The organism is Bhargavaea massiliensis (genome assembly GCF_018390575.1).
In the GTDB taxonomy this organism is placed as follows: Bacteria; Bacillota; Bacilli; order Bacillales_A; family Planococcaceae; genus Bhargavaea; species Bhargavaea massiliensis.
The window spans coordinates 38,861-65,254 of the sequence record NZ_JAHBCJ010000002.1; the positions used below are offsets into that span (position 1 = coordinate 38,861).

Below are 26,394 nucleotides of genomic sequence, written 5' to 3' on the forward strand. Positions count from 1 at the left end.
CCACTCCTTTCTGTTAGCTCCCGCTTAAGGAAGTCAGATATCGTTCAATTTGATCAGGTTATCAATCACTTTTTGAAACATATCGAGCATTTACTCCAGGCTCTCCCAAAACTCATCCGTATTCGCCGCTTTCCCGACAATCGCCGCGGCGACGCCTTCCGCTTCAAGGGCAGCGAGGTCGCTGCCGTTCCGGACGCCGCCGGAAGCGGTGACCGGCCATTTCGATTCCTTCGCGAGCCTGCCGGTCATCTCCACGTTCGGGCCTTCCATGCGGCCATCGCGGGCGATGTCGGTGTAAATCACGCCGCCGAGTTCCGCGCCGTCCAGGTGTTCGAGCATTTCAAAGACGGTCGTCTCTGCGGTCTCGAGCCAGCCGTTCAGGGCAACTTTGTCTCCGCGGGCGTCCAGTCCGAGCATCAACTTGCCCGGGTATTTCCGGCTCATTTCAATCAGCCAGCCGGGTTCCGTCAGGCCTTTTGTGCCGATGACGAGATAGCCCGCGCCCATGTCAAGATACTCGCGGATCGTTTCTTCGGAGCGGATGCCGCCTCCAATCTCGACCGGGAGTACCGTCGACTTGATGATGTCGCGGAACAGGTTCATTTCGGCGGGCTTTTTCTCTTTCGCGCCGATCAGGTCGACGGTGTGGATTCGCCCGACACGCGGCTGTCCCGAATAAAAGGCTACCGCTTCAAGTGGGGTGCGGCCCATTGCCGCTTTTGTATCATAATCGCCTTCAGTGAGGCGGACGTTCTGTGAATCGATAATGTCTATTGCCGGCCAGATCTCGATCATTCGGATGCCTCCTCTTTCTCTCTAAACCCTCCGGTTACGGCCTGCTGCAGCAGCACGAGTCCAGCATCCCCGCTTTTTTCGGGATGGAACTGGATGCCGATCAGCTGTCCGCGCTGCACGATGGCCGTGACGGTCTCGCCGCCATAGTCGGCTGTCGCGACCGTGTCCGGACCGGGTGCCGCTTTATAGGTATGGATAAAGTACATGTCCTTGCCGTCTAGCTGAGGACGTTCGCTCACAAGTGCGTTCCAGCCGAGGTGGGGGACGGGGAGGCGGGTTTTGATCCGGGTGATGGCACCGGGGATGAACCCGAGTCCGTCCGCATCGCCTTCCTCGCTATGCTCAAACAGAAGCTGCATGCCGAGACAGATGCCGACGAGCGGCTTTTCCTCTTTGAGTTCGGCCAGGAGCGGGATGAGCCCGTCTGATTCCAGACGCTTCATCGCGTCGGCAAAGTGGCCGACACCGGGCAGGATCAAGACATCCGCCCTGCGGAGCACGTCGGTATCCTTTGTCAGTTCCACCCGGTGGCCGAGGAATTCCAGTGCACGCCGGACGTTTGCGACATTGCCGAGTCCGTAGTCGACGATGGCGATGCGGCGGCCATCAGTCAGGCCGGAAGTAGCGATTTCCCGCGTGTTCATGCAAGAAGCCCCTTTGTTGAAGCCAGCCGTCCGTCGCCCGGCTGCATCGCTTCGCGCAGCGCGCGGGCAAAGGATTTGAAGAACGACTCGATCTCGTGGTGGGCGTTGCCGCCGCGGATCAGATCCATGTGGACGGTTAGCCCGGCGTTCATGACGAGGGCGCGGAAGAATTCTTCGGTCAGCTCAGTATCAAATGTGCCGACTTTCTCCCGGGAGATCTCTGCATTAAAGCTCAGGTACGGGCGTCCGCTGATGTCGATGACCGTGCGGGTGAGCGTTTCGTCCATCGGGATATAGGATGTACCATAGCGGCGGATGTCGGATTTGTCGCCCATCACTTCCCGGAGCAGCTGGCCGAGCACGATGCCCGTGTCTTCTGTCGTGTGGTGGTCGTCAACTTGCGTGTCCCCGCTCACTTCCACGTCGATTTCCAGGCCGGAGTGGAAAGCAAACAGCGTCAGCATATGGTCGAGGAACCCGACGCCGGTTGCGATGCTGGATTCGCCGGTTCCTTTATTGAGTTCAATGCGGATTTCGGTTTCTTTGGTCTTGCGTTCATAACTTGCCATCAGTCTTCATTTCCTCCGTTCAGACGGGCTTCCATCGAAGCCGCGTGTGCATACAGTTCTTCAGCCTTGGCAATCGGGATTCCTGCCTCTGCATATCGGCGATAGTCCGCCCGGTCAACCCGGATGACTGCATTGGCCGTCAGGAAATCATTCACGGACAAGCCCGACTGGAAACGGGCATTCCCGCCAGTCGGGAGCACGTGGCTCGGCCCGGCGGAATAGTCTCCGATGGCTTCTGGGGAATACCCGCCGACGAAGAGGGCACCTGCATTGCTGACGTCTTCTGCATAGCTTTCGGCATCTTCCGTCTGCACGGCTGCATGCTCCGGTGCAATGAAGTTCAGAAGATCCACCGCTTCGGACCGGTCTTCCGCAAGGATCGCCCAGTGGTTGTCCGCAAGGCTCTTTTTGATGATCTCCCTCCGCGGCGCCTCTTCGGCAAACCGGACGGCAAGCCGTCCGACTTCTTCGAGCTTTTCCCGGTCCAGCGAAATCAGATAGGTGCGTGCCTGCTCATCGTGTTCGGCCTGTGCGAGAAGGTCGAGAGCAGCCCATTCGGTATTCGACGATTTGTCCACGACGATTGCGAGCTCACTCGGTCCTGCGACGGAATCAATGCCGACGTCACCGTAGACCAGCTTTTTTGCCATTGCGACGTAAGCATTTCCGGGGCCGCAAATTTTATCGACCCGCCCGATTGTTTCCGTACCGTACGCGAGGGCTGCGATTCCCTGGACGCCGCCGACCGTATACACATGGTCGATGCCGCACAGGTGGCACGCGGCTAGTGTTGCCGGGTTTCCCGGAGGCGGGGTGACGACAGTGATGCTTCGGACGCCTGCGACTTTGGCAGGCACCGCTGTCATCAGGACGGTCGATGGGTAGTTCGCCTTGCCGCCAGGCACATAAATGCCGACGCGGCCGATTGGATGGAACACGGGATAGAAGCCAACGGGTTCGGCAGGCTGCCATTTGATCTTGGTCTGGTACGCTTCGATGTTTTCCTTGGCGGCAATAAGGGCTTGCCTGAGTTCATCCGGAATGGATTCGAATGCCGCTTTCAGTTCCTCTGAGGGAATTTCACGGACTTCTGATTGTTCACCATCAAACTGTTTGGTATAGCGGGCAAGCGCCGCGTCACCGTTTTTCCTGACGTCCCGGATGATGTCCAGGACGCGGCCGGAAATGTCGTAGCCGTCCTGGCCGGCTTGGCGATAGGATTGTTTGAATTGCTGTGCGGTCTGCATTCAGTTCACCTTCAATTCATTCATGAATGAGCGGATTTCCGCAGATTTTGTAAAGAACGCGTGCTTGTTTGCAATCAGCCGTGCGCTGATCTCGTCGAGACGGACGCGTTCTTGGAGGCCGTTCATCCGCAGCGTCTCGCCTGATTGGACAATATCGACAATCGCATCGGCCATGCCGATGACGGCAGCGAGCTCGACCGAGCCGTTCAGCTTGATGATCTTGACGGGCTTTTCGGACCGCTCGAAGACGGAGCGGGTGTAGTTCACATATTTGGTGGCAATTGTCCCGTATTCGGGGAGTTCTTCTTTCGAAGCGAGAGCGAAGTGGCAATAGCCGAATGGCAGCTCCAGCAGCTCGTTCACATCAGCATCGTACTCGGCGAGGATGTCACTGCCCGTGATGCCGAGGTCCGCGATGCCTTCCTCGACGTAGGTCGGCACATCATCTCCCTTGACGAGGAGGAAGCGGATGCCGCTTGTCTCAACGAGCAGTTCGCGCTGTGCCGCTTTTAGCGCGCCGTGCCAGCGAGGGTGTCCGTTTTCGTCCAGATAAGCGAGAAAATCCTTTAGCTGGCGGCCTTTTGAGAGTGCAATGGTAATCATGGAATCATCCTTTATCTGTGCAGTGGTAAAACGAATGTCATTCAGGTTAAGAAAATGGACTTACACGACGGCTTTCGGACTAACTCCTATCCGGTTGCTATCTTAATAGAAAATTCCCATGCCGAATGCCTTCGAGCGGGCGGTGTATTGGCCGCCGGATGCAATTGGTGTCGTTCGCCCGGATCCGTAAAGCCGGATGAACACGCCGTCATAGTACGATTGCGACGGGAGGGCGGTGATGTCGGGATAAACCGCTTCAATGCCGGCTTCGCGGAGGGTTTCTTCCCAGGTGCTCAGCTCGCCCAGCACCTGGCGGATTTCCGAGAAGGCCGATCGGAGCTTATGGACCTGCGCTTCCGGCTGGTCGCCGATCAGGTTGAGCAGCGGGTGGTCTCCGAGCAATTGGCGGAGGGAGGAGGTGCTCCGCTGGGACAGCGCCCTGCGGATGGCCGGGTCGGCGACTTTCTCCTCACCGAGAATCATCGGGAGCAAGGCGTAGTGGCTGATGACGGCAGTCCTTGGTCGATCATTCATCTGCTCATCCATGAAACCGATCATTAAAGACAGTCCCTCTGTCTGGCGGCTAGTACTTTCCGAGAAAACTTCCATCCCGAGTTGGCGGGTTTCAGAACCCGAATGGAACACGGGACCGGAGTAGACTGCCCGCTCCGCGTCGATCTTGTACTTATGCAGATAGCGCACAATCGCATTGGTCCAGTCGTGCCGAAGCGCATGGACGGTTCCGTTTTGCACCCAGGACTCGCGCTGGGGCATGAGGCGGAGGTCATCTTCCGTCATGGCCGGCCAGTCGAACGTTTCGACGACAGGCAGGTCGATGATGTCAAAGCCGTGTCCGTGGAAAAACGATAGGAACTCGACTTCCAGCTGCTTTTGGCGGATTAGTGCGGGATTATAGATAAAAGAAGTCATTCGTGGACACCTCTTCACTTCATTGCTTTATCATGGTAAAGTAGTAGATAGGTGAAATAATAGCATAGAGAATTCAGAATTGCAATAGGGGGATGAACATGATAAACATCGACGGACATGTCCATTCGCCGTACTGCCCGCATGGCACGGGCGCAGCGATGGAGGAGTATGTAAAGGAGGCGGAAAAGAAGGGAATCGACGTTCTTGTCTTCACCGAACATGCGCCGCTTCCGGAAGGTTTCACGGATCCGGTGCCGGAAAAAGACAGCGCGATGCGGCCGGAGGATGTCCACGCCTATCTGGAAGAAGGTGCGAGGCTGCGCTGGGAATACGCCGGGCGGGTGGATGTGCGCTGTGGTTTCGAGGTGGATTATATAGGAGGATTCGAAGAGCAGACCCTGCGCTTTCTCAAAGAGCACAGGGAAGCCGCCGCTCATTCCATCCTGAGCGTGCATTTCGTGAAAGCAGGCGGCAGCTGGTTCTGTATCGACTACAGTGCGGATGCCTTCGCTGAGAAGGCGGAGGAAGTCGGAGTGGAACATCTATACGACGCTTACGGAAAGGCAATGGAGAAGGCAGCAGAAATGCCGTTCGGCGAGGTGAACCCGCCGGTGCTCGGCCACATCAACCTGATCCACAAATTCCGGAGACGCATCAAGCCGGTGGTCGACCCTGTCAACTGGGCGGGCATCCTGGAAAAAGCGGCCGCAAGCGGATATGTGCTCGATTTTAACCATGCGGGGCTCCGGAAGCCGGACTACGGGGAGACGTATCCGGAACCGTGGATGGTGGAAGAAGCGGAGCGGCTCGGGCTGAAGCTGCAGACGGGGTCGGATGCCCATTCTCCTGAGGACGTGGGCAGCGGATTCGTATGAGGATGATATGCAAAACGGCAAGGCCGGCTGGCCTTGCCGTTTGCTTTTGATTTATTTGCTCTCCAGAATTTCTTCCAGCGCTACGAACAGTTTGTCCATTTCTTCATCGGTCCCGATAGTGATCCGGAGATAGTCCTTGATCCTCGGCTTGCCGAAGTGGCGGACGAGGATGTTGCGGGATTTAAGCTCGGCATACAGCTCTCCGGCGTCTGCTTCCGGATGCGTGCAGAACAGGAAGTTAGCAGAGGACGGGAGGACGGTGAAACCGAGCTCGGCAAGGCGCATCGCGGAGGTGCCGCGGGTTGCGATGATTTTTGCGGTCGTTTCTTCAAAGTAGGCCGTATCCCTGAACGCTTCCTCCGCGCCTGCCTGCGCAAGCCGGTCAGTCGTATAGGAGTTGAACGAGTCCTTGATGCGCACGAGCCCTTCGACCAGCTCGGGCTGGCCGAGTGCATAGCCGACACGGAGTCCGGCAAGCGACCTGGACTTGGAGGTCGTCCGGACGACGAGAAGGTTTTCAAATTCGCTGATCAGTGTCGCTGCCGAGGGTCCGGCAAAGTCGATGTACGCCTCGTCAATGATGACGACACGATCGGGATTGCCTTCGAGGATGCGGCGGATGCCGCCAAGAGGCTCGTAAATGCCGGTCGGCGCATTTGGGTTCGGCAAAATGACGCCACCGTCGGCTCCCGAGAAGGCAGCCATATCCAGTGAGAAATCATCCCGGAGCGGCACTTCCTCAAAAGGAACCCCGAACAGGTTGGAATAGACCGGGTAGAAGCTATAGCTCACATCGGGAAATCGGATCGCTTTCCCTGGATTGAAAAAGGCCATAAAGGAAAACGCGAGGACTTCATCTGATCCGTTTGCCGCAAAGACCTGTTCCGGTCCGAGCCCTTCAGTGTCCGCAATGGCCTGCCTCAAAGAATTGGCAGTCGGGGACGGGTACAGGCGAAGACCCTGCGCCGCCTCCCGGATCGCCTCCGTGACGCCCGGCGCCGGCGGATATGGATTTTCATTGGTGTTCAGCTTGATGATCTCCATCCGGTTCAGCTGCTCCCCGGGTACGTATGGTTCCGCCCGACGGGCCATTTCACTCCAGAATCTGCTCATTCCGATCGCTCCCTTTCACTTTAGTGATTTACTACGTTAAAGTTAACGGATGCTGAAGGTGTTGTCAACGCCATAACCGGGTAAAGAAGAGGTCAGTGAAAGGGGGATGCCTGTAAATGAAGAAGAACCTATTTCTCATCGGTGCCTCGGCTTTACTGCTCTCGGGATGCACCGGGCAGGAGAACCCGGAGGAGGCGGCGGTGGAAAACCTAGCGGAAGAGAAGCCGGCAGACGGCGAAGTCAGGAGTATGACGGCTGATGACAAAAGTGAAACGGAACAAATCCCTGGAGAATACAAGATTCATGCTCAGGAGATAGACCATGCAAAACCAGCCAGCGACCCGTCAGAATTTGAGGAGGTGGAGCATGCGAAAAAGCACTTCGCCCCGGAAGACTACGAAATCCGTGTCGCCAATGACAATCCCGGTAACCGGGTGCTGCTCTTCATGGACGGGGACAAGCCTTCCTACAAAACGGTACTGATCAAGAACCAGGGGCTTTTAAAAATTATATCCGATGACAAAGGGCTGATTGAAGAGATGAAGGTTTGAGTTTCTCTTCTTGGCTCCAAATCATGAATCAAGCGTAAAGCGGAGGCCGATGGCGGCCTCCGCTTCTTTCCTTTTCAAGAGTATTCCCTTACTGCGAAATCGTCACATTCACGTTACCGATGCCCTGGAATCGAGCTTCCCAATGCCCTTCTTTTGCAACGAGCGGCGGGATAAATGTTCCGGAGGAGATGATCATGCCTTTCTTTAGTGTCCGGCTCTTGCCCGCAAGTTTCGCTGACAGCCATTCTACGGCGGACACCGGGTTGCCGAGGACAGCTGAAGCGTGTCCCGTTCCGATTTTCTTGCCGTCCAGGAACAGTTCCATTTCAACCCGGCTGATCTCGTCCAATGAGGGTGGTTCCACGGGAGCGGAGGCCACGACCAGGCCGGTCGCTGTATTGTCGGAGATCAGGTCGGCCAGAGAGAAGTTCGGAAACCAGTCCTTATAGCGGGCATCGGGGATTTCGATGCCTGCCGCCAACCGGCTTTTGTCAAGAATTTCTTCTGCATCCGCTCCAGGCGACAGATCATCAGTGAGGAGGAACAGGATTTCCGGCTCGATCAGCGGAGAAAACAAGGAAGGCAGAGGGATTCGTGCTCCCGAACTTTCTATATGGGAACGAAGAAGCGTGCCGAATGCCGGCTCATCAGTATGTGCAATGGCTTGGGTTTCGGCGCTCGTCATGCTGACTTTGTAGCCGGCGATACAATTACCGGTGTTCACCGCCCGCCGGATAAGCTCGTCCTGGACCGCATAGGCGGCAGTTTCGCTGATGGTGTACTGATTGCGGAGAAACGAAACCGGCTCATGTTGTTCACGCGCTTCCTGAAGCAAGTCCGCAATCTTGATCGTGAAATCGTTAGTCATTTCAAACAGCCCCCTTTGTCCAACAATATACATGATTCAGACTGCCTTTCTCACCATTCCAGGCAATCATCCGAAAAATAAACCTTATGTCCCTCTTGCTATTTACAGGAACAAAGGTTAAATTATTGCCATACTATAATCCTGAGTAAATCGATAAGAAAAGGAGGTTTCGGGATGTCTTCCGAATTCACCAAACTGTTTGATGACTGGTCCAAAACCTATGACGATACAGTGGCGGGCACTGATCCGGAGTACCGGGAGGTGTTTGTCCACTATGAAGAGATCTTGCAATCCGTGGCGGACAAAGCAAAGGGGCTGATCTTGGAGTTCGGGGTGGGAACCGGCAACCTGACGGAACAGATTCTCCGCCAGGGCAAGGAAGTGATTGGTTATGAGCCGTCGGGGGAGATGCGGAAAATCGCGGTGCAGAAGTTGCCCGGACTGACACTCTTCCAAGGGGACTTCATCGACTTCCCGGTTTCCGGACGGTCGCCCGATACGATCGTGAGCACCTATGCTTTCCATCACCTGACCGATGAAGATAAACGAACAGCGATCTCCCGCTATCACGAAATGCTCAGTGGGCAAGGGAAAATCGTGTTTGCAGACACGGTATTTGCCAATGAAGAGGCGAAAGAGAAGATGATCCAGGATGCCCTGGATAAAAACTACACCCGCCTGGCCCAGGATCTGAAGACCGAATACTACACGACCATTCCGGTCCTGACCGGATTTTTCGAAGAAGTCGGCTTCGACGTTGAATTCACCCGAAAGAACGACTTTGTTTGGCTGATTGAGGCAGTAAAGAAGAGCTGACGCTAGCCTGCCGAATCCAAAAGACCATCGCAGGAGGATCCAAATGAATGTTGCAAAAAATGTCCACGAACTTATTGGGAATACCCCGCTTGTCGAAATCAATTCATTCCCGTTGCCGGCAGGGGTGAGGCTGTTTGCCAAGCTGGAATTCATGAATCCGGGCGGCAGCGTCAAAGACCGTCTCGGACAATACCTGCTCCGCCAGGCTTTCAGGGAAGGGAATCTAAAAAAGGGCGGCACGGTCATCGAGCCGACGGCCGGCAACACCGGGATCGGCCTCGCAATAGCCGCAATCCGCTACGGTGTCCGTGCCATCTTTGTGGTGCCCGAGAAATTTAGCCTGGAAAAGCAGACTCTCATGCGTGCGCTCGGGGCGGAAGTGGTCAATACCCCCACCGAGCTCGGAATGGAGGGCGCCATCGCCAAGACCGAGGAACTGCTTAAGGAAATTCCCGGATCCTATTGTCCGGGACAATTCCAAAACGCCTCCAATCCTGAGACGTATTACGAAAGCCTCGGGCCTGAACTGGTGCAGGACCTGGACGGCAAAATCGATGTCTTTGTTGCGGGAGCGGGGTCCGGAGGGACTTTCACTGGCACGTCGAAGTATCTGAAGGACCGTCTCGGAAACGTGAAATGCGTTATCGTTGAACCGGAAGGGTCCATCCTGAATGGCGGGCCATCGCAATCCCACAAAACGGAGGGAATCGGAATGGATTTCCTTCCGCCGTTCATCGACCGGGGGCTCTTTGACGCTATCCATACCATTACGGACGAAGAGGCGTTTTCCCGATTGAGGGAAGCCGCAAGAAATGAAGGCCTTCTCGTCGGCAGTTCTTCCGGGGCGGCCCTAGCCGCCAGCCTGAAAGAGGCGGCCATAGCCCGTCCCGGAACGCATATCGTCACGATTTTTCCGGACAGCAGCGAACGCTATATTAGTAGCGGAATTTATGAAGAGGTGATTAGACATGAGGAAGAAAACGCAGTTAATTCATGGCGGGGTTAGCCGTGACCCGTATACCGGAGCGGTCTCGATTCCGATTTACCAGGCCAGCACATACAAACAGGATGGGGTCGGCAACTTCAAGTACGAATACGCACGCACGGGAAACCCGACAAGGGAGGCATTGGAAAGTCTGATTGCAGATCTTGAAGGAGGCGCACGCGGATTCGCTTTCGCATCGGGGATGGCAGCCATCACGGCGACCGTCCAGCTGTTTAAGTCAGGGGATCATTTCCTTGTGACGGATGATGTATACGGCGGGACTTTCCGTGTGATGGATAAGATCTTCAGCCGCTTCGGAATCGAGGTATCGTTCGTTGATACAAGTGATCCGGAAACGGTCAAACAAGCGATCCGTCCGGAAACCAAGGCGATTTTCGTGGAAACGCCGACCAACCCGCTCCTGAAAGTGACAGACCTGGCGGAGATTTCCGGAATCGCAAAAGAAAACGGACTCAAGCTGATTGTCGACAACACATTCAGCACGCCGTATTGGCAAAATCCGATCGAGCATGGCGCGGACATCGTCCTGCACAGCGCAACCAAATATTTGGGCGGGCACAGTGACGTTGTCGCAGGGCTTGTCGTCGCGAAAGACGAACAGCTTGGCGAAGAGCTGCACTTTGTCCAGAACTCCACGGGAGGGGTGCTGGCACCCCATGACAGCTGGCTGCTGATCCGGGGCATCAAGACGCTCGGCATCAGGATGGAAGAGATCGAACAAAACACCGAGCAGGTCGTCCGCTTCCTGACGGAACATGAGGCAGTCGGGAAGGTCTACTATCCTGGGTTGGAGGACCATCCGGGCCACGACGTGCATCAAAAGCAGGCAGGCGGGTTCGGCGGAATGGTTTCCTTTACAGTTGAGAGTCAGGAAAAGGCGCTGTCGCTGCTGGAAAAGGTCCGCTACTTCACGCTTGCCGAAAGCCTGGGAGCGGTCGAGAGCCTGATTTCCATCCCTGCCCTCATGACGCATGCTTCCATTCCAGTGGAGCGCCGCCACGAGCTGGGCATAGAGGATGGGCTGGTCCGGATCTCAGTCGGCCTGGAAGATCCCCTGGACCTGATTGAAGACCTGGAGCAGGCAATGGCCGCAAGAGAAATCCATGTGTGAGTGAATAAAACAGCGGAGACCCTCCCCGGAGCGGTCTCTGCTGTTTGTATGTGCGAAGGACTGCCAACCAGGGCAGGTTGAAGTGGTATACTGAGACTATTCAATTCAGCAGACAAAGGGGCATGGACAACATGATTGCAACCGACTTGGACCGCGTTCGCGCGGATTTTGAAACGAGCGAATTTTTCCGGCATCTGGGCCTTCAAATCACCAGGCTGGATGAGGAAGATGTCGAGCTGTATCTTCCGTATAAACAGGAGCTGGACAATGTCCAGAGCACGGTGCACGGTGGCGTTTATATGAGCGTTCTTGATACGATGATGGGGCTGAAAATCCGCCAGCTCGGCTTCGAGGCTCCTGTGACAATCCAGATGCAGACACAGTTCCTGAAGCCGCTCATCGGGGAATCCATGACCGCGCGCGCGGCACTGATCAACCAAAATCGGAGTACCGTCCTGATGGAAGGGAAATTGTATGACCAGGCAGGGGAACTGATCGGCTATGCCACTGCCACATTCAAAGTATCAACGACAAGGAAGTGATGTGCATGAAAACGATTTTGCTCACGGGCTTTGAACCGTTTCTCGATTACCCCGTGAATCCGACGATGAGGATTGCGGAAGAGCTGGACAAAGTCACCATCGGAGACTATCAGGTTTGCACGCGCATTCTGCCGGTAGACTTCGGCAAGGCATCAGCCAGGCTGATCGGAGTGATCCGGGAAGTGGAGCCGGACGTCACGGTTTCCCTTGGATTGGCTGCCGGCCGGTACAAAATCACTCCTGAACGGATTGCGGTGAACGTGAAGGACGGAGCGGCAGACAATGAGGGGCACAGTCCGGTGGACGAGCCGATTGAAGAAGAGGCGGCAGACGCCTACTTCTCTACGCTTCCTGTCCGCGGCATGGTCGATGCACTGCTCGAAGCCGGTCTCCCGGCTGAAATCTCCAACACAGCCGGCACGTATATGTGCAACAACGTCATGTACGCCGGGCTTCACTATGCCAAAACGGAGAGACCGGAAATGAAATCCGGCTTTATCCATATTCCCGCATCGCACGAACTGGCCATACGGCACGGGAAAATCCCGAGTTGGAGCCATGAGGACCTGTTGCGGGGAGTCAGGATCTGCCTGGAGGTTATTGCTGGGGAATCAAAGGGTGAATGAGGCCTGCAGCCGCATCTTTCATCATCTTGAATGGCTTTCAGGTACAGTCATACAGATGGTCTCCAACCTGACCACGTGTGACTTCGGTTACCGTCCGGACCCGGATAAGAGGTCAATCGGTGAACTGCTTTCGCATATTGCCCTTATCTGTGAAGCGGATGCCCGGATATCGGATGAAGCATCGGAAAAGGAGATGGCGGACTATTATCAATCGGCGGAAGTAAATTCGCCTGAAGAGATCCTCAGCGCATTGCGAAACAACCTGAAAGGTCTTAAACAACGGTACGACAGGTATACCGAGACGGATTTGAATGTGACCACTACAAGCTGGTGGGGCACGACGGATACCCGGCTCGGCTGGCTTGTCCAAATCCTCACCCACATGGCGCACCATCGCGGACAGCTCCATTCGATGCTTGTCCGGATGGGAAAAGAACCCGGTATCCAATTGTTTGAATAGAAAAAGCGGCATTCCCCGATCAGAGGGAAATGCCGTTTTTTTCGGTATTCATATTGCAGAGCAGGGGCTGTGTATAAGGGAAACCACCATCGTTATTGCTGAACCAAGCGGATGAGAAGATGGGCGAGTGTGTGCTGCTGTTCTTTGTCGGCGACTTTCCACAGCTGTTGGAGCAGATGCTCCTCGCGGTTCCGGGGTTCTTCATGTTTCATGAGGTAATTGGCGACCATTTCGGCACCTTTTGCAAGTTGTTCTTCGCTCAGTCCCATCTTTTCGCCTTTATCCACCTTATGGGAGAGGAATTGCTTGAAGCGGTTAAAGTTCTCGAGAATCTGGTCTTTTTCCTCACTATCGTAATCCTGCATCTGATTTTCGATCTGATTCTTGAATTGGTCCATGATGGGGCTCCTTTCAGATTCATGCTCATAACAGTATTTCCCGGTCGTGACAAACTCAAACTCTCGTATGAAGCAGAAAGAGAGTCATAGTGTTTTGGCGTTCCGGAATTCTGTCCCGTGTCTTTTTTCAGTGTCTGAAAGTCATGAAAGTCTGTTCCCGAAAATGGAATTACAAAATCTATTATGACTAAACTACTATTTTTAACAGAATGATTAAAACCTTTTGAATATTTACTCCTCCTATTCTACAATGAACCTATTATTCCGATGGATAGAGAAGGAGGGAATCATTCATGAAGGTTGGAAACGTTTACACGGAAGGGCAGGCAGTTCCAAAGGAGGAACGGCAGAAAGCGTCGGACCGAAAAGCGGATGTTGACTTTTTACGGGTCGCAGAAAGCAGCAGGTTCAAGACGTTAGCGGAGAAGAAGAAAAAGTTTATTTTGCCGCTTACGATTTTCTTTCTGGTATTTTACTTTTCCTTGCCGATCCTGACATCGTATACCAATGTCCTGGAGAGGCCTGCGATTGGTGACATTTCCTGGGCCTGGATCTATGCGGTCGCCCAGTTCATTATGACGTGGGTTCTTTGCACGGTGTACGTCAGGAAGTTCCAGAAGTTCGACAAAGATGCAGATGAGATTATCGAGACAGAGATCAAGGGGGGATAAGCTTTGAGCACTACAGTCATTGTCTTATTTTTGAGCATCGTGCTGCTGACGCTGTATATTACTTGGTGGGCGGCGAAGCGGACAACAAATGCCGGTGAATTCTATACGGCCGGCGGCGGCCTGACCGGATGGCAGAACGGTCTTGCCATCGCGGGCGATTATTTGTCCGCCGCTTCGTTCCTCGGGATTGCCGGGATGATCGCACTTTTCGGTTTTGACGGATTCTTTTATTCGATCGGCTTCCTGATTGCTTATCTGGTTGTCATGTTCCTTGTCGCGGAACCGCTCCGGAACCTCGGCAAGTATACGCTTGCGGACATGATCAATTCACGGTTTGACGCGAAAAAGGTCCGTGCGGCGGCTGCCTTCAGCACGATTACCATTGTCATTTTTTATATGATTGCACAGCTTGTCGGCGCAGGTGCGCTGATCCAGCTCCTGTTCGGTATTCCTTACTGGATCGCCGTCCTCCTCGTCGGTGTCATGATGACCATCTATGTTCTTTTCGGCGGAATGACGGCAACAAGCTGGGTACAGATCGTCAAGGCGGTCCTGCTCATGCTCGGTACAGTTGTCATCGCGGTACTGGTCTTTGCGCGCTTCGACTTCAGCATCATGACGATGTTCAGCGAGGTCAAGACGGCCACTGCACATGGCGAGGCCTTCCTGCAGCCGGGGCTGAAGTACACGGTCCCGCTTGATACCATCTCTCTTATGCTTGCATTGGTCCTTGGGACTGCCGGACTGCCACACATTCTGATGCGCTTCTTTACGGTCAAGGATGCCAAAACTGCACGCAGTTCCGTCGTGACGGCGACCTGGATTGTCGGGATTTTCTACATTCTGACCATCTTCCTCGGCTTCGGTGCCGCGGCATTTGTCGGCCATGAGGCGATCGTGGCGGCAAACTCGGCCGGAAACATGGCTGCACCGCTGCTTGCGGAAGCACTCGGCGGGGACTTGCTCATGTCATTTGTTTCGGCAGTGGCATTCGCAACCATTCTTGCGGTTGTGGCCGGTCTGGTCCTGACGGGTGCCTCGGCATTCGCTCATGACATTTACGGCCAGATCATCAAGAAGGGACAAGCCACACAGAAACAGGAGATGAAGGCTGCACGTCAGGCCTCCCTCTGGGTATCGGTATTCTCGATTCTCCTTGCACTTGGCGCACAGTCGCTGAATGTTGCGTTCCTCGTGTCGCTTGCTTTCTGTGTCGCGGCCAGTGCGAACCTTCCGGTCATCCTGTATACAATCTACTGGAAACGGTTCAACACGGCCGGCGCGATCACGGCGATGCTGTTTGGCCTCATCTCGGCACTTGTTCTCGTCGCAGTGAGCCCGAACGTCCTATCGCCGGAAGCCGGTGCTGCCATGTTCGTAGGCGAGCCACTCTTCCCGCTGACGAACCCGGCTATCGTTTCCGTACCGCTTGGTTTCCTGGGCGGGTGGCTCGGCACTGTCCTCTCGAAAGAAGCGGACGCCAGGCGTTTTGCGGAGGTTTCGGTACGCGCAAACACAGGATACCGCGAGTAACACCATACGAAAAAGCCGCTCCCGCCGGAAAATCCGGCAGGAGCGGCTTTTATCTTTGCGATTGTGATAATAGGGAGCAGTGGACCGGACCGAAGAGGTCAGGCAATGAAATCTTCCTCCGGAACTTCTTCCGGCTGTTTTCTCATGTAGTAGCGGCCCTTGGTGGCAATTGCGAGCACGACAGTCAGGACAGCGGCAAGGATAGCCGCGAAAAACGCTGCGGTGCTGGCGAGGAACTCTCCCATGAAGCCGAGGGCGGCGATGGTGCCGAGGACACTCGCAACAATCAGGGAGACAGTTCCAACCGGGTTCCACTTATACAAGTATTGCTGACGGGCCTCGTAGTAGAGCGGCCCGATTTTTAGCACTTTTTTAACGATGAGCGCATCGGCGACCAGCACGGCGGCCCAAGCGAGCAGGAAGACTCCCTGGAATGTCATGACTGCACCGAGGTGGTCGACAATTCCGCCGAGCATCAGCATGATCGCGGCAATGCCCGATACAACGACCCAGAAGCGTCGGCCCGGGGTGAACCGGAACATGTTCTCGAAAAAGTTCGAAAGAGACAGCGAAGCGCTGTAAATGTTGGTCACGTTGATGCGGAGCTGGGTCAGCATCGTAAACAGTGCACCGCCCAGTCCCAAGAGCGTTACGATATAAACGCCCGGGTTGGCTTCGGCAAGGCGGACGCCGAACCAGATTCCGAGACCGCCCATGACGCCAAAGCAGAAGAACTGAGGGACAAATCCGATGATGATGGAGCCCTTTTTGATGTCTTTCGGCTTCAGGAACCGGGTGTAGTCGGAAGCGAGCAGGGCGGTGAGCCCCATGATGCCGTGGTGCATCCCAATGCAAGCAAGAAGTGCTGTGCCGCCCACCTCTACGCCTTCTGGCATATACGTCCAGAACGAGCCTTCATAAACGGAAGGGGTAAAGAAGGAGAATGCAATCGCTGCGATCAGGAAGATAAAGAAGATCGGCAGTGACCACTTCTGAAGCTTGTCCAGCTGTTTGATACCGAACCAGTTCAGCGGGATGACGATGGTTCCGAAGAACACAATGAGCACCCATTCGGGGATGGAAGGGAAGAAAGTGTAGACGGCGGCAACCAGGATCAGCCCTTCAAACGCAACGTAGAGGATAAAGTTCGATGCGTAGATCAGGGAGGTGAGCGAGGCGCCGATATAGCCGAATCCGCCGCCCCTTGACATCAGGTTGACGTTCATGCCGGATTTCGCGGAGAAATAGGCGATAAACGAACCGAGGATGCCGGCGACGATAATCGCGTAAGCTGAGGAGATCAGGGCGTTGATGGCGCCGAACTGCAGAGCCATAACACTGCCCATCTGGAAGTAGAAAATCGCAGTGGCGATTCCGAATGTGATGTTCGTGATGCTCAGCCATCCCATTTTCCGTTCGGAACGGGGGACGCGGTCCAATGAATAGTCGTCAGTATGTGCTTCTTGTGCCGTTGTCTGCTTGTCTACGGACACTGAAGTCATTCGATCACTCCTTATTCTATTTGAGTTATGAATTTGGTAAAAACCACTCTCCCATGTGATGGATTTCACAATCTGCAACTAAAACAGCATAACAAATATTTTGCATATCGGCAAGGTGTGTTCTAAATCAGAACAGAGCAAGGGAGCGGCTCCCTTGCTCTGTTATTGGTCAGTTGAATTACAGATTACAGTGCTTTCAGCATGCCGCCATCGATGACGATGGACTGGCCGGTGAGATACGTATTGGCACCAGAGGCAAGGAAGACGACAGCTCGGGCGAATTCTGCCGGCTGACCGTAGCGTCCGGCCGGAATCTGTTGCTTGTGCGCTTCGGTCACCTCTTCCTGCTTAACACCCGTTTTCTCCGCCCGGATGGTATCCAATTCGATAACCCGGTCCGTTTCGATTCTTCCGGGTCCGACCGTGTTCACGAGAATGTTTGATGCGGCGTATTCGCGGGCCAGGGATTTCGACAGCCCGACCATGCCGGCGCGGAATGTGTTGGACAGGATCAGACTGTCGATCACTTCCTTCGTGGAGGAAGAAGAGACATTGACGATGCGGCCCCAATTGTTTTCCTTCATGCCTGGCAGGACCTCGCGGATGGTGCGCGTATAACTAAGGAGGTTCTGCTCGAATGCGCGGATCCAATCCACGTCTTCTACATCGGCAAATCCGCCGGCCCTGGGCCCCCCGGTATTGTTGATCAGAACATCGACACTGCCGAATGCATCACGGACTTTAAGGAAGAGCTCGGCAATATCCTCTCCGCGGGACATGTCGCATGGGTGGAAATGAATCTTGTCATTTCCGGATTCCCGCTGTAATTCCTCGGCAGTTTTTTTAAGGGATTCGGAGTTCCTGCTCGTCAGGAAAACCGCTGCCCCTTCCTTTGCAAACTCCAGTGCGATAGCGCGGCCGAGTCCTTTGCTGGAGGCCATCACCAGCACATTTTTGTCACTTAATCTCAAATCCATGAATGTTCCCCCTTCATCCCTGATAACCCGATTGTACCGGAAAGCAGCCGCTTCAGTCAGGTTTGATCACATTTCGTCATGACTGCTTGAGGGTTGCTGGTGGCAGAGGTAAGATGAAAGAAGGTTTGATTGACTTTTATTGAAGCGGGGGACCGGTGTCCATGAAAAAAATCATACAACTCGCGCTGATCTTCCTGTTTTATTTTATTGGGGTGCAGGTCAAGGAATGGTTCAGTTTACCGATCCCCGGGAGCATCGTCGGGCTTCTGCTTCTTCTCGTGTTCATTATCGTGTTCAAAAACATTCCGGTAAATGCCCATGCGGACGGCGCTTCCGTTCTGATCCGTAATTTCACGCTGTTTTTCATCCCGACAACGGTCGCCATCATCCTATACCTGGACCTGTTCAAGACATGGAATGCGATCTCGTTTGTGACAGTGCTCGCGAGCACGCTCCTGACAATCGCGCTGACCGCCTGGGTGATTGAGCGTTCCATTGGGAAGGGGGAAGCGTGATGAATACGGCCATCACTTACTTGTTCGGAGCGCTATTGACGCTTGGTACATATGCAATCGGCATCGATCTTTATAAGCGGTATAAAAAGACTTGGCTGCAGCCGCTAATTGTCTCGATTGTCCTGATCGGGGCGGTGCTTCTTCTTGCGGACATTCCTTACGAAACCTATATGAAGGGAGCCAATTTGTGGAACTGGCTGCTCGGTCCGGCAGTTGTTGCGCTTGCTTATCCGCTTTACTTTAATCTGCCGATGGTGAAAAAATACCTTGGGCCGATCCTTCTCGGCGTGGCGGGCGGAGGGCTGTTTGGCCTCTTCAGCGGCTATCTGCTTACAAAATGGGTCGGCGCAGACGCAACGGTAGCCACTTCAACCATACCGAAAAATGCAACGACGCCGATTGCCATCGAGCTGTCCGAGATGGTCGGCGGTATCCCGTCGCTCACCGTTGTCTATGTCATGATTGCCGGCATCGGCGGCGCGGTGTTCGGCATTCCGATTCTGAATAAGCTGGGCATTCGCCATCCGGTCGCACGGGGTCTCAGCATCGGCATCGCGTCACACGGCTTCGGCACTGCGAAACTTTTTGAGACGAGTGACAGGGAAGGTTCTGTCAGTACCGTTGCCTATATCCTGATGGCGATTCTGATTACGGTTGTCTGTACGGTCTTTTTAAGTTAGTCCAACAAAAGGTGAAAAACTATACAAGTAATTTCTCCGAACGAAAGTATGTGACTAATGTATTCACCGGGGAGTTTTTGTTTTGGTATTTTATTAAAGTTAAGTGGTAGGATAGTCAGAAAATACGTTGGAGTTGACATTAACGTCAATAGTATAATGAAGGGGAACAGCAAGCCTCAAAGGAGGTACAATGCGAGATATGAAAAGGCGGTTTGGGTGACTGCAAGGACATTGCGTTATTATGAGGAGTTTGGTTTGCTGAAGAGGGCCGTTCGGAAGGGGGAAGGCGGTTATATACGCAGGTAGACGTTATCAGAATAAAGTTGATTACACGGGAGAAGAAGTACAGATTTTCACTTGAAGAAATAAAAGAGATGGTCTCCCTTTTCGACAAGGACAGAACTGGGCATGCACAACTTGAGCGGACAATCCGGTATGGTGATAAGATGTTGAGGGAAATCGATGAACGAATTCGTGACCTAACTGATATGCGGCAATGAATATGGAGTAGTCATGAACCACAAGAAGATCCTGCGCCTCGCTGGCCTCTTCGGCCTTCATGCCAGAATCCGGAGAGCCCATCCTTACAGGAAGATGGCGAAGGCGACACAGGAACACGGCACGGTGTTTAATCACCTGAATCGTGAGTTCCAGCAGGATGAGCCGGGCAAGGTCCTCCTGACTGATATTACTTATCTGTATCACTGCAAGGGCCAACCTGCCTACCTCTCCGGTGTGAAGGACGTGGCGACCAAGCAATCCTGTACCGGACGCTGGACAAGCTGGAGGAGCTCTTAGAGAGAATCTTCATCCCAAATCATCCTTCATTCAGACCAAGGGTCCACTACACCCATCCCGAGTATCAGAAACGCCTCAAGGACCTGAACATCAAACAATCAACGTCTCCATAAAGGGGGATTGTTGGGAGGATGTGCCAATGGAATCCTGCTTCGGTCATATGAAAGATGAAATGGATTTTAGGCAATGCCAAACATACGTTGAACTCAAGCACTGGTGGATGACGTATTTACGAATATAACAACCACCGGTATCAATGGAATCTAAAAAAGATGACTCAGGCACAATACCGGAGTCATCTCATTGCCGCATAATTAGGGTCTTTTAAGTTGTCCACTTTATAAGGTATGGTTTATAAGGCCATAGCTAACCCTTTCATTAAATACGGACTTTAAGGTCTGCTTTAATTTTTGACGTGGAAATCCCTTCAGTGCGCGGAAGATAAACCACCTCACAGAGTTGTGCAAGGTTATCAAACTTGCCTTCCCAATCTGATCCCATCACGAAAACGTCAATTTTATGGTCGTTGATATCCTCTTTCTTTTGACCCCAATGGGTTTCTGGGATTACTTCATCCACATACTGAATGGCTTCCAGTATTTGTTTTCGTTCTTCGTATGGATAGTAAGCTTTCTTTCCTTTAATTTCATTGAATTCGTCAGTCGAGAGACCGACGATTAGATAATCACCATATTCTTTTGCACGGCGAAGAATGTTAATATGGCCATGGTGGATCAAATCAAATGTTCCGTAAGTTATAACTCGTTTCATAATTAGCCAGCTCCTTGGTGTCTTGAAAATTCATTACACTCGAGTCACGATAAATATATTAGCCATATGCTATTATAATCGATATACCCTGAAAATTATAGAGGTTTCTGTCATATCCACGAGCGAAACATTGATTAGGCAAAGTTGTATATTTTGCCGGTTTAAATATAGAGGTTAAAGAGGCTGTGCCGATTTAATGTTGCGGGGCCATAAGGTATAAAAAATTGTTGCTTGAAATTGACTCGATGAATTATATTTAGGACGGTCTGCTTCTTAAGAGGAATTATCCTTGTAATATACATAGCTTCGGAAGTTTAAGTGTATAAATTTTATTGATAATTGAAAGAGCAATTCGGGAATATTTATTTAGCTAGGCGCTCATCAGTTTACGAGTTGAGATGCAAAGCAACAGGAAGTTACTTGTGGCAGCGCTGAAAATTATTAAACTTGCTGTGCTTGTTTAAATACAAAAGATTAAAACACAGAAGAGTTCTTGCGGTAACAGAACCAACAGAAAGAGTTGACGCCCCTGCAGGAGAGAGGCGAGGAGGAGACAGAAGCTTTACTATCGGATTATTTAAACGGTAGTGAAAATGAACGGTGTGAGATGCTAATTGCTTCTTTTAGCTGTGAAAACAAGAAAATTGTAGGACCTATGTTCGGAAAATATGGCGAGCAATTCGACTTTCATAGTACTGGTGCGATGATTCTAAAGGTATTGTCTCATTAAGTATAATTCATTTAAATTTAATTTGCTTGTATCTTTAAAAATATTCTGTTAGGTGATGGTCACACATGAATGTGAATGATTTTAATATTAAACTAAATGGAACTGATTTTATATTACATGGACCGGACAATTTTTCTTTGAAGATTGATAATGTTTTGGATGAATCATTTAATACAGTCTATGTAGATTATATTTATCCAGAGAGACAAGTAGCAGGAGAAAGTGATTCGTATATTATTAAAGAAATTTCTTATCGAGACTTTAAAATTATAGTCTCTCACCGTTTTTCAGATAAACAATTAATTATTGGAAAGGTAAGTCTAAAAAAAGAATTTGAGGTTGACCGTCTCGTTACAGAAACAGGCGGGCTAAATTCTTTGTCTATAAAAATCAAAAAAACTGCTTATGAAAAAATCATTGATTTAAGTAAATTAAAATCTGCTACACCAAGAAAAGTGTTTGATAAAGGTGCGTTAAAATATTTACCAACAAAAAACATTGTAGGAATTTATACAGTGAATGATATTCGATATTTCCTATTCCTCCGATCAAATGGAATTTTCATTGTGAAGAATAATATTGCGAAAGCAATTAGATTTGAAAAAAAGTTAAAGGTTTTAAAATTAAATAAACACTATTATATTTATGGAAAGCTAACGCATCGTGGTTACCGGGCCTTTGGTAAGTACGAGTATTTATACCTATCTGAAGATGCGGAAAATTCTTCAGCCAAGTTTGTCAGACCTTTTAGGAGAATTAAGTTTCTTAAACGTTTTGGCTTTTATAGAATCCCGAAGAGTGACATTGAAGTGGACTCTTCTGGAAAACATGTATTTTATGCCGGCAATCAATCATTGCCAATACATCCATTGACTGTTCGTTTGAGAAGGGAAAAGTTTGAGGAACGCTTTTGGAAGATATATAAGAAGATCTTTAATCGACGGACGAAGAAGAAGAAGAATGAAAAATTAATCATCTTTGAGTCATTTAATGGACGCCAACTCAGTGATAGTCCGAGAGCTATTTACGAATATATGAAGGAATACTATCCGAATTATAGGATGGTTTGGAGTGCAGACAGGAGATACATAGACCAATTTAAAGGGCAGGTTGAGTATGCAACCCGTTTCTCTCTAAAGTGGTTATTCTTATTTCCAAAAGCAAAGTACTGGGTTGTTAATTCCCGACTTCCTTTATGGATAAGGAAAGACCCGAATACTATTTATCTCCAAACATGGCACGGAACGCCGTTGAAAAAGTTAGGCGTTGACATTGAAGAGGTACATATGCCTGACACCACAACGAATCAATACCACCGCAACTTCGTTAATGAAGCAAGAAAATGGAACTACCTAGTTTCTCCAAACCAATTTTCTAGCGAAACCTTTAGACGAGCATTCAAGTATAAAGGAGAACTATTGGAAACCGGATATCCGAGAAACGATTTTCTTATTAAAAATAATAACTTAAAGTATATCCAATCAATTAAGGAAAGAGTAGGTATTCCTCTGAACAAGAAGGTAATACTTTATGCTCCGACTTGGCGAGATGATCAATATATAGCAAAAGGCCAATATAAGACTGTAAACGAGATGGACTTATCGCGGATGAAGAAAGAATTCGGTGATGAATACATTGTTTTGTTAAGAATGCATTACCTTGTTGCAGACAAGGTGGAATTACAAGGCACAGAAGGATTTGCATACAATATGTCTGACTACCCAGACATCAGAGATCTATACTTGGTTGCTGATATCTTGATTACCGATTACTCGTCGGTTTACTTTGACTACTCAATTTTAAATAAACCCATGCTTTTTTATATGTATGATATTGAAAAATATCGTGATAAGCTTCGAGGTTTTTATTTTGATATAGAGCAACATGTGCCAGGACCAATCTGCACGACAATGGACGAATTGGTGAGTTCAATTGTGAACAGTGAGAATGAAACCTCTGAAGAAATAATGAAGAGAGAGGAATTCCGTCAACACTTCGTTTCATGGGAAGATGGTAATGCAACAGAGCGTGTAGTGAGAGCAATATTCGATAATAATTTGCTGAACGATTAAAAAGGACACCTCGTCAAAGCGTGGGGTGAGGACATTATCCTCACTCCAGACTGTAGGCAAAACGGACCCAAAAGAAATCTTTTTGGGTCTGTTTTTATGTATATTTTCGCATATTTTTCCCATAAACCCCTTGGGATGACTGGCCATTAGGACGTTCTGGTGACTCCTAGGTCAGCAGGCCAATCTCTCCAAATTCAAAGCAAAAGTAAGTATCGCATGAATGGTATTTTTTCTTCCCGCAAAGGGTTGTCCATCGCATGACACACTTCTCCTTGGCATCTCCGAAACCGCGCTCTCGGTCTCTTTCCGCCTTGCATAGTTTCTTTGTTTCCGAGGTGAGCCGAATGGACTCTGTATGATCGAGGTAGTCCTGCCAGACATCGAACCGAACCCTTTAAAGCGGACAGTTTAATAAAAGACCCTGCTTATGCGGCGATGAGATGACTCCGGTATAGTGCCGGAGTCATCCTTTTTAGATTCCATTGATATCGGTGGTTGTTGTACTCGTAAATATATTCATCGACCAGTAGTTTGAGCTCATCGAAGGTTGGGCATTGCCTGTAGTCAATTTCATCTTTCATATGACCGAAGAAGGATTCCATCGGTGCATTGTCTCAACAATTTCCCTTTCGGGACATTGATTGTTTGATGTTCAGGTCCTTGAGGTGTTTCTGATACTCAGGATGGGTGTAGTGGAATCCTTGGTCTGAATGAAGGATGATTTCCGGATGAAGATTCTCTCCAAGAGCTTCTTCAAGCTTGTCCAGCGTCCGGTAGACAATTGGCATGGAAAGGCTGGTTGTCAGTTCATGGACGAGGATTTCATTGGTCGCCACATCCTTTATCGTGGACAGGTAGGCTGGCTCATCCTGTTGGAACTCACGATTCAGGTGATTAGACACCGTACGGTGTTCCTGTGTCGCCTTCGCCATCTTCCTGTAAGGATGGGCTCTCCGGATTCTTGCATGAAGTTGAAGAGGCCAGTGAGGCGCAGAATTTTCTTGTGGTTCATGACTACGCCATATTCATTCCTCAAAATCATATGTAGGGTGCGGTATCCTGCTTTCCCTTTCTTCCCTTCCTGGATTTCAATCAGTAGAAGGGTATCCTCATAATCCGCCTCCGCAAGGAGGTCACGTGATTCACGGCGGATCAGCCATTCACAGTAACCCTGCCGGCGGACTCCCGCGACCCTGCATAGATAGGAGATCGCCCTTTGGAGTCCATACGTTCGGATTACTTCATGAATCAATGCATATTTTTCTCCCGGTCTAAGCCTTACTTCTTCAGCCTCCTCTCGGCTGCCTCTAGCTTTTTTGACAATTCCAGTTCAGCCTCCAGATACTTGATCTTAGCCTGTGCCTTTTTCAGCTGTTCTTCCGCAGACAGATTCCGTGTTACCGGCCGGCCAGTGCTTCCGCGGCCCCGACGCTCGGACAACAGTCCTTCCTCACCAAGGGTGTCATACGATTTCCTCCATCGCTTTAGCGATTGTTTCGGTATATCCGTCCCGATCTGCCTGGGATCCAACCCTGCCTCCAGGAAGATTTCATATGGCGTCTTACCTTCCTGATAAGCCTTCACGGCCGACAGCTTGAATTCAGGCAAGTATTGTATGGTCTTATCCGTCACATGAAGGACGTTAGGATTGCCCTCGAGAAGTCGGCGAATGGATTCATTAATCGGTTGGCGGCTCATCAAAATCTCCTCCGTTCAACTTTGTGTCCAGTATAGCGGAGTTTTTGACCACGCAAAAACCCCGAACCGGGACTTTTTTAAAGTGTCCGTAGTTCGGGGTTCAGTTCAGTGCACGCCCTCGAAAAGCCGCACTTACGGAAGATCCCTTCTGAAGTTCCCGCTTGGAACCCTCCTGATCCGGTTAAAGCCGGAGGCGCCACCAATCGCCATGCACCGGATCCCTGAAGAAAAAGGGCTCGTTGTCAGTGATGAAAATGGCTGCCAGAGCTTCTGCGGAGCGCGGAATCCGAAAATTGGACCTACCATGAGTTCATTCACCAAGTCCTTTCTCACGAGCTGGGGGCCCGTGAAAAGAAGAATATTGAGCGATTCATGAAGTGGGCCAATTTCCCGTATCACCGGACGCTTTAGGAGTATGATCTCGGCGTTCAAGCTCCTGAAGGAGCTGACATGGATTGACAACCACTTCACGCTCATCCTCATGGGTCCACCCGGGGCCGGCAAGACCCATCTTGCGGTCGGCCTGGGCATCCATGCGATCGAAGACGGCCGCCAGGTGGCCTTCGTCTCGATGGCCGAGTTGGTACATATCCTCAAGACCCGTGAATATGCGAGCAAGTCCCGGACGAGATACAAGCGGATCATCGACTCAGAGCTCGTCATCATCGATTACGTCATGTATATGTCCATCGATTCCAAGGAGGCCAACCTGTTCTTCCAGTTCATCTATGAGCGCTATGACCACACGGCTTTATCCTTACGTCGAACAAAGGGCCGAATGAATGGGGGCGCTTTTGGGCGACCAGACGCTCACCGCCGCCATTCTTGACCGCCTGCTTCACCGCAGTGAGGTCATCTCATTCAGTGAGCATGATGACAGCCTCCGAATGAAGCATCGCAAGACCTTGTTTTCAGATACGGTGGCTCCATCCTAATTTGTGAAAGTGGTAACATCCTAATTTGTGTACCTTTCTACTTGACGGTTACACCAGTAAATAACCAACAGAATTATCAAAATCTTTTAATAATACATCTCTGTGAGACTCATATTTCCTCAAAGTCTTCCATCTTGAATACAGTTCTATTTTCTTCATTTCGTCTACTAAATTCAGTATACTGAAGGGGTTTTTGAAAATTGGGCTCTATCCTATTTTTCGAATTTGTTACTTTCAGTTTATCGTTTACACCTTGATACTAGAAACACCGTAGTTTCAATGTGCACTGATTCGTTTAGGCATTTCACCATAGAAGGGCTATGGATAGGGAAGCACTCGAAAAGGGTATTGGAGCATT

The 26,394-nt window shown here is 51.2% G+C and carries 26 protein-coding genes and 3 pseudogenes; 16 read left to right on the forward strand and 13 right to left on the reverse strand.

What is annotated here, in order from left to right:
* Positions 1-90: 90 nt before the first annotated feature.
* From KHA84_RS02995 to KHA84_RS03020, 6 genes are all read right to left on the reverse strand, one after another.
* Positions 91-795 carry a HisA/HisF-related TIM barrel protein gene (locus KHA84_RS02995; RefSeq protein ID WP_213422048.1) on the reverse strand — a complete coding sequence of 235 codons (705 nt, stop codon included), beginning with the start codon at positions 793-795 and terminating at the stop codon, positions 91-93.
* Positions 792-1,439, reverse strand: coding sequence for an imidazole glycerol phosphate synthase subunit HisH (gene hisH / locus KHA84_RS03000; protein WP_213422049.1), 648 nt, complete (start codon positions 1,437-1,439; stop codon positions 792-794). Before hisH ends, KHA84_RS02995 begins: the two co-directional genes overlap by 4 nt.
* Entirely contained in the window at positions 1,436-2,008 is a 573-nt protein-coding gene (hisB, locus tag KHA84_RS03005) for an imidazoleglycerol-phosphate dehydratase HisB (RefSeq protein WP_213422050.1), read from the reverse strand. The genes hisH and hisB overlap by 4 nt, the downstream gene beginning before the upstream one ends.
* Positions 2,008-3,255 carry a histidinol dehydrogenase gene (gene hisD, locus KHA84_RS03010; RefSeq protein ID WP_213422051.1) on the reverse strand — a complete coding sequence of 416 codons (1,248 nt, stop codon included), beginning with the start codon at positions 3,253-3,255 and terminating at the stop codon, positions 2,008-2,010. The genes hisB and hisD overlap by 1 nt, the downstream gene beginning before the upstream one ends.
* On the reverse strand, positions 3,256-3,858 hold the full coding sequence (gene hisG / locus KHA84_RS03015) for an ATP phosphoribosyltransferase (RefSeq protein ID WP_213422052.1): 603 nt from the start codon (positions 3,856-3,858) through the stop codon (positions 3,256-3,258).
* A gap of 102 nt (positions 3,859-3,960) precedes the next feature.
* Positions 3,961-4,788, reverse strand: a complete 828-nt coding sequence (locus tag KHA84_RS03020; RefSeq protein ID WP_213422053.1) for an ATP phosphoribosyltransferase regulatory subunit — start codon at positions 4,786-4,788, stop codon at positions 3,961-3,963.
* Positions 4,789-4,886: 98 nt separating this feature from the next.
* Here KHA84_RS03020 and hisJ point away from each other — a divergent pair, with 98 nt between their 5' ends.
* Positions 4,887-5,663, forward strand: a complete 777-nt coding sequence (hisJ, locus tag KHA84_RS03025; RefSeq protein WP_213422054.1) for a histidinol-phosphatase HisJ — start codon at positions 4,887-4,889, stop codon at positions 5,661-5,663.
* A gap of 51 nt (positions 5,664-5,714) precedes the next feature.
* On the opposite strand, the gene hisC is transcribed toward hisJ, so the two are convergent.
* Entirely contained in the window at positions 5,715-6,776 is a 1,062-nt protein-coding gene (gene hisC, locus KHA84_RS03030) for a histidinol-phosphate transaminase (RefSeq protein ID WP_213422055.1), read from the reverse strand.
* Positions 6,777-6,892: 116 nt separating this feature from the next.
* Between hisC and KHA84_RS03035 the strand changes: the two genes are divergently transcribed.
* Entirely contained in the window at positions 6,893-7,327 is a 435-nt protein-coding gene (locus KHA84_RS03035; protein ID WP_213422056.1) for a hypothetical protein, read from the forward strand.
* A gap of 88 nt (positions 7,328-7,415) precedes the next feature.
* Here the strand turns inward: KHA84_RS03035 and KHA84_RS03040 are convergent, their stop codons facing one another.
* On the reverse strand, positions 7,416-8,195 hold the full coding sequence (locus KHA84_RS03040) for a 2-keto-4-pentenoate hydratase (protein ID WP_213422057.1): 780 nt from the start codon (positions 8,193-8,195) through the stop codon (positions 7,416-7,418).
* A 174-nt stretch (positions 8,196-8,369) separates the two neighbouring features.
* Between KHA84_RS03040 and KHA84_RS03045 the strand changes: the two genes are divergently transcribed.
* The 6 genes from KHA84_RS03045 to KHA84_RS03070 all read left to right on the forward strand — a co-directional run bounded on the left by KHA84_RS03045 (position 8,370) and on the right by KHA84_RS03070 (position 12,756).
* Positions 8,370-9,011: a class I SAM-dependent DNA methyltransferase gene (locus KHA84_RS03045; protein ID WP_213422058.1), complete on the forward strand. Its 642-nt coding sequence runs from the start codon at positions 8,370-8,372 to the stop codon at positions 9,009-9,011.
* Positions 9,012-9,054: 43 nt separating this feature from the next.
* Positions 9,055-10,017, forward strand: a complete 963-nt coding sequence (locus tag KHA84_RS03050) for a PLP-dependent cysteine synthase family protein (protein WP_213422059.1) — start codon at positions 9,055-9,057, stop codon at positions 10,015-10,017.
* Positions 9,980-11,128, forward strand: coding sequence for a bifunctional cystathionine gamma-lyase/homocysteine desulfhydrase (locus KHA84_RS03055; RefSeq protein ID WP_213422060.1), 1,149 nt, complete (start codon positions 9,980-9,982; stop codon positions 11,126-11,128). Before KHA84_RS03050 ends, KHA84_RS03055 begins: the two co-directional genes overlap by 38 nt.
* 122 nt (positions 11,129-11,250) lie before the next feature.
* A complete protein-coding gene (locus tag KHA84_RS03060) occupies positions 11,251-11,670 on the forward strand; it encodes a PaaI family thioesterase (protein ID WP_236823097.1) in 420 nt (139 codons plus the stop codon).
* 5 nt (positions 11,671-11,675) lie between these two features.
* On the forward strand, positions 11,676-12,296 hold the full coding sequence (gene pcp / locus KHA84_RS03065; protein ID WP_213422061.1) for a pyroglutamyl-peptidase I: 621 nt from the start codon (positions 11,676-11,678) through the stop codon (positions 12,294-12,296).
* Positions 12,289-12,756, forward strand: coding sequence for a DinB family protein (locus KHA84_RS03070; protein WP_213422062.1), 468 nt, complete (start codon positions 12,289-12,291; stop codon positions 12,754-12,756). The genes pcp and KHA84_RS03070 overlap by 8 nt, the downstream gene beginning before the upstream one ends.
* Before the next feature lie 92 nt (positions 12,757-12,848).
* On the opposite strand, the gene KHA84_RS03075 is transcribed toward KHA84_RS03070, so the two are convergent.
* Complete coding sequence (locus KHA84_RS03075; RefSeq protein ID WP_213422063.1) at positions 12,849-13,154, reverse strand: DUF3243 domain-containing protein; 306 nt, start codon at positions 13,152-13,154, stop codon at positions 12,849-12,851.
* A gap of 293 nt (positions 13,155-13,447) precedes the next feature.
* Here KHA84_RS03075 and KHA84_RS03080 point away from each other — a divergent pair, with 293 nt between their 5' ends.
* A complete protein-coding gene (locus tag KHA84_RS03080; protein ID WP_213422064.1) occupies positions 13,448-13,825 on the forward strand; it encodes a DUF485 domain-containing protein in 378 nt (125 codons plus the stop codon).
* Positions 13,826-13,828: 3 nt separating this feature from the next.
* Positions 13,829-15,358 (forward strand): solute symporter family protein, encoded by a 1,530-nt coding sequence (locus KHA84_RS03085; protein ID WP_213422065.1) that lies wholly within the window; start codon positions 13,829-13,831, stop codon positions 15,356-15,358.
* A gap of 98 nt (positions 15,359-15,456) precedes the next feature.
* Here the strand turns inward: KHA84_RS03085 and KHA84_RS03090 are convergent, their stop codons facing one another.
* Together KHA84_RS03090 and KHA84_RS03095 are read right to left on the reverse strand one after the other, a co-directional pair.
* Positions 15,457-16,860, reverse strand: coding sequence for a purine-cytosine permease family protein (locus KHA84_RS03090; protein ID WP_213422066.1), 1,404 nt, complete (start codon positions 16,858-16,860; stop codon positions 15,457-15,459).
* A 185-nt stretch (positions 16,861-17,045) separates the two neighbouring features.
* Positions 17,046-17,837 carry an SDR family oxidoreductase gene (locus tag KHA84_RS03095; protein ID WP_213422067.1) on the reverse strand — a complete coding sequence of 264 codons (792 nt, stop codon included), beginning with the start codon at positions 17,835-17,837 and terminating at the stop codon, positions 17,046-17,048.
* Between the two features lie 161 nt (positions 17,838-17,998).
* Between KHA84_RS03095 and KHA84_RS03100 the strand changes: the two genes are divergently transcribed.
* The 4 genes and pseudogenes from KHA84_RS03100 (at position 17,999) to KHA84_RS03115 (ending at position 19,830) form a co-directional block, all read left to right on the forward strand.
* A complete protein-coding gene (locus KHA84_RS03100) occupies positions 17,999-18,352 on the forward strand; it encodes a CidA/LrgA family protein (protein WP_213422068.1) in 354 nt (117 codons plus the stop codon).
* Positions 18,352-19,032, forward strand: a complete 681-nt coding sequence (locus KHA84_RS03105; RefSeq protein ID WP_213422069.1) for an LrgB family protein — start codon at positions 18,352-18,354, stop codon at positions 19,030-19,032. Before KHA84_RS03100 ends, KHA84_RS03105 begins: the two co-directional genes overlap by 1 nt.
* A gap of 278 nt (positions 19,033-19,310) precedes the next feature.
* Positions 19,311-19,532, forward strand: a pseudogene (locus KHA84_RS15380) (MerR family DNA-binding protein); the annotation flags it as partial.
* A gap of 13 nt (positions 19,533-19,545) precedes the next feature.
* The gene (locus KHA84_RS03115; protein WP_213422070.1) at positions 19,546-19,830 is read left to right on the forward strand and encodes a hypothetical protein; all 285 of its coding nucleotides are present in this window, start codon (positions 19,546-19,548) and stop codon (positions 19,828-19,830) included.
* Positions 19,831-20,208: 378 nt separating this feature from the next.
* Here the strand turns inward: KHA84_RS03115 and tagD are convergent, their stop codons facing one another.
* The gene (gene tagD, locus KHA84_RS03120; protein WP_213422071.1) at positions 20,209-20,601 is read right to left on the reverse strand and encodes a glycerol-3-phosphate cytidylyltransferase; all 393 of its coding nucleotides are present in this window, start codon (positions 20,599-20,601) and stop codon (positions 20,209-20,211) included.
* A 795-nt stretch (positions 20,602-21,396) separates the two neighbouring features.
* Between tagD and KHA84_RS03125 the strand changes: the two genes are divergently transcribed.
* Positions 21,397-23,403, forward strand: coding sequence for a CDP-glycerol glycerophosphotransferase family protein (locus tag KHA84_RS03125; protein ID WP_213422072.1), 2,007 nt, complete (start codon positions 21,397-21,399; stop codon positions 23,401-23,403).
* 425 nt (positions 23,404-23,828) lie between these two features.
* Here the strand turns inward: KHA84_RS03125 and KHA84_RS03130 are convergent.
* Positions 23,829-25,101: pseudogene (locus KHA84_RS03130) on the reverse strand (IS3 family transposase).
* A gap of 252 nt (positions 25,102-25,353) precedes the next feature.
* On the opposite strand from KHA84_RS03130, the pseudogene KHA84_RS15650 reads away from it, so the two are divergent.
* A pseudogene (locus tag KHA84_RS15650) lies at positions 25,354-26,036 on the forward strand (ATP-binding protein); the annotation flags it as partial.
* Positions 26,037-26,394: the final 358 nt, after the last annotated feature.

Excerpts from the sequence above, each read along its gene's own strand:
- KHA84_RS02995 (WP_213422048.1), bottom strand. The coding sequence starts at position 795 with ATGATCGAGATCTGGCCGGCAATAGACATTATCGATTCACAGAACGTC.
- hisH (WP_213422049.1), bottom strand. The coding sequence starts at position 1,439 with ATGAACACGCGGGAAATCGCTACTTCCGGCCTGACTGATGGCCGCCGC.
- hisB (WP_213422050.1), bottom strand. The coding sequence starts at position 2,008 with ATGGCAAGTTATGAACGCAAGACCAAAGAAACCGAAATCCGCATTGAA.
- hisD (WP_213422051.1), bottom strand. The coding sequence starts at position 3,255 with ATGCAGACCGCACAGCAATTCAAACAATCCTATCGCCAAGCCGGCCAG.
- hisG (WP_213422052.1), bottom strand. The coding sequence starts at position 3,858 with ATGATTACCATTGCACTCTCAAAAGGCCGCCAGCTAAAGGATTTTCTC.
- KHA84_RS03020 (WP_213422053.1), bottom strand. The coding sequence starts at position 4,788 with ATGACTTCTTTTATCTATAATCCCGCACTAATCCGCCAAAAGCAGCTG.
- hisJ (WP_213422054.1), top strand. The coding sequence starts at position 4,887 with ATGATAAACATCGACGGACATGTCCATTCGCCGTACTGCCCGCATGGC.
- hisC (WP_213422055.1), bottom strand. The coding sequence starts at position 6,776 with ATGAGCAGATTCTGGAGTGAAATGGCCCGTCGGGCGGAACCATACGTA.
- KHA84_RS03035 (WP_213422056.1), top strand. The coding sequence starts at position 6,893 with ATGAAGAAGAACCTATTTCTCATCGGTGCCTCGGCTTTACTGCTCTCG.
- KHA84_RS03040 (WP_213422057.1), bottom strand. The coding sequence starts at position 8,195 with ATGACTAACGATTTCACGATCAAGATTGCGGACTTGCTTCAGGAAGCG.
- KHA84_RS03045 (WP_213422058.1), top strand. The coding sequence starts at position 8,370 with ATGTCTTCCGAATTCACCAAACTGTTTGATGACTGGTCCAAAACCTAT.
- KHA84_RS03050 (WP_213422059.1), top strand. The coding sequence starts at position 9,055 with ATGAATGTTGCAAAAAATGTCCACGAACTTATTGGGAATACCCCGCTT.
- KHA84_RS03055 (WP_213422060.1), top strand. The coding sequence starts at position 9,980 with ATGAGGAAGAAAACGCAGTTAATTCATGGCGGGGTTAGCCGTGACCCG.
- KHA84_RS03060 (WP_236823097.1), top strand. The coding sequence starts at position 11,251 with ATGGACAACATGATTGCAACCGACTTGGACCGCGTTCGCGCGGATTTT.
- pcp (WP_213422061.1), top strand. The coding sequence starts at position 11,676 with ATGAAAACGATTTTGCTCACGGGCTTTGAACCGTTTCTCGATTACCCC.
- KHA84_RS03075 (WP_213422063.1), bottom strand. The coding sequence starts at position 13,154 with ATGGACCAATTCAAGAATCAGATCGAAAATCAGATGCAGGATTACGAT.
- KHA84_RS03080 (WP_213422064.1), top strand. The coding sequence starts at position 13,448 with ATGAAGGTTGGAAACGTTTACACGGAAGGGCAGGCAGTTCCAAAGGAG.
- KHA84_RS03090 (WP_213422066.1), bottom strand. The coding sequence starts at position 16,860 with ATGACTTCAGTGTCCGTAGACAAGCAGACAACGGCACAAGAAGCACAT.
- KHA84_RS03095 (WP_213422067.1), bottom strand. The coding sequence starts at position 17,837 with ATGGATTTGAGATTAAGTGACAAAAATGTGCTGGTGATGGCCTCCAGC.
- KHA84_RS03100 (WP_213422068.1), top strand. The coding sequence starts at position 17,999 with ATGAAAAAAATCATACAACTCGCGCTGATCTTCCTGTTTTATTTTATT.
- KHA84_RS03105 (WP_213422069.1), top strand. The coding sequence starts at position 18,352 with ATGAATACGGCCATCACTTACTTGTTCGGAGCGCTATTGACGCTTGGT.
- KHA84_RS03115 (WP_213422070.1), top strand. The coding sequence starts at position 19,546 with ATGAACCACAAGAAGATCCTGCGCCTCGCTGGCCTCTTCGGCCTTCAT.
- tagD (WP_213422071.1), bottom strand. The coding sequence starts at position 20,601 with ATGAAACGAGTTATAACTTACGGAACATTTGATTTGATCCACCATGGC.
- KHA84_RS03125 (WP_213422072.1), top strand. The coding sequence starts at position 21,397 with ATGAATGTGAATGATTTTAATATTAAACTAAATGGAACTGATTTTATA.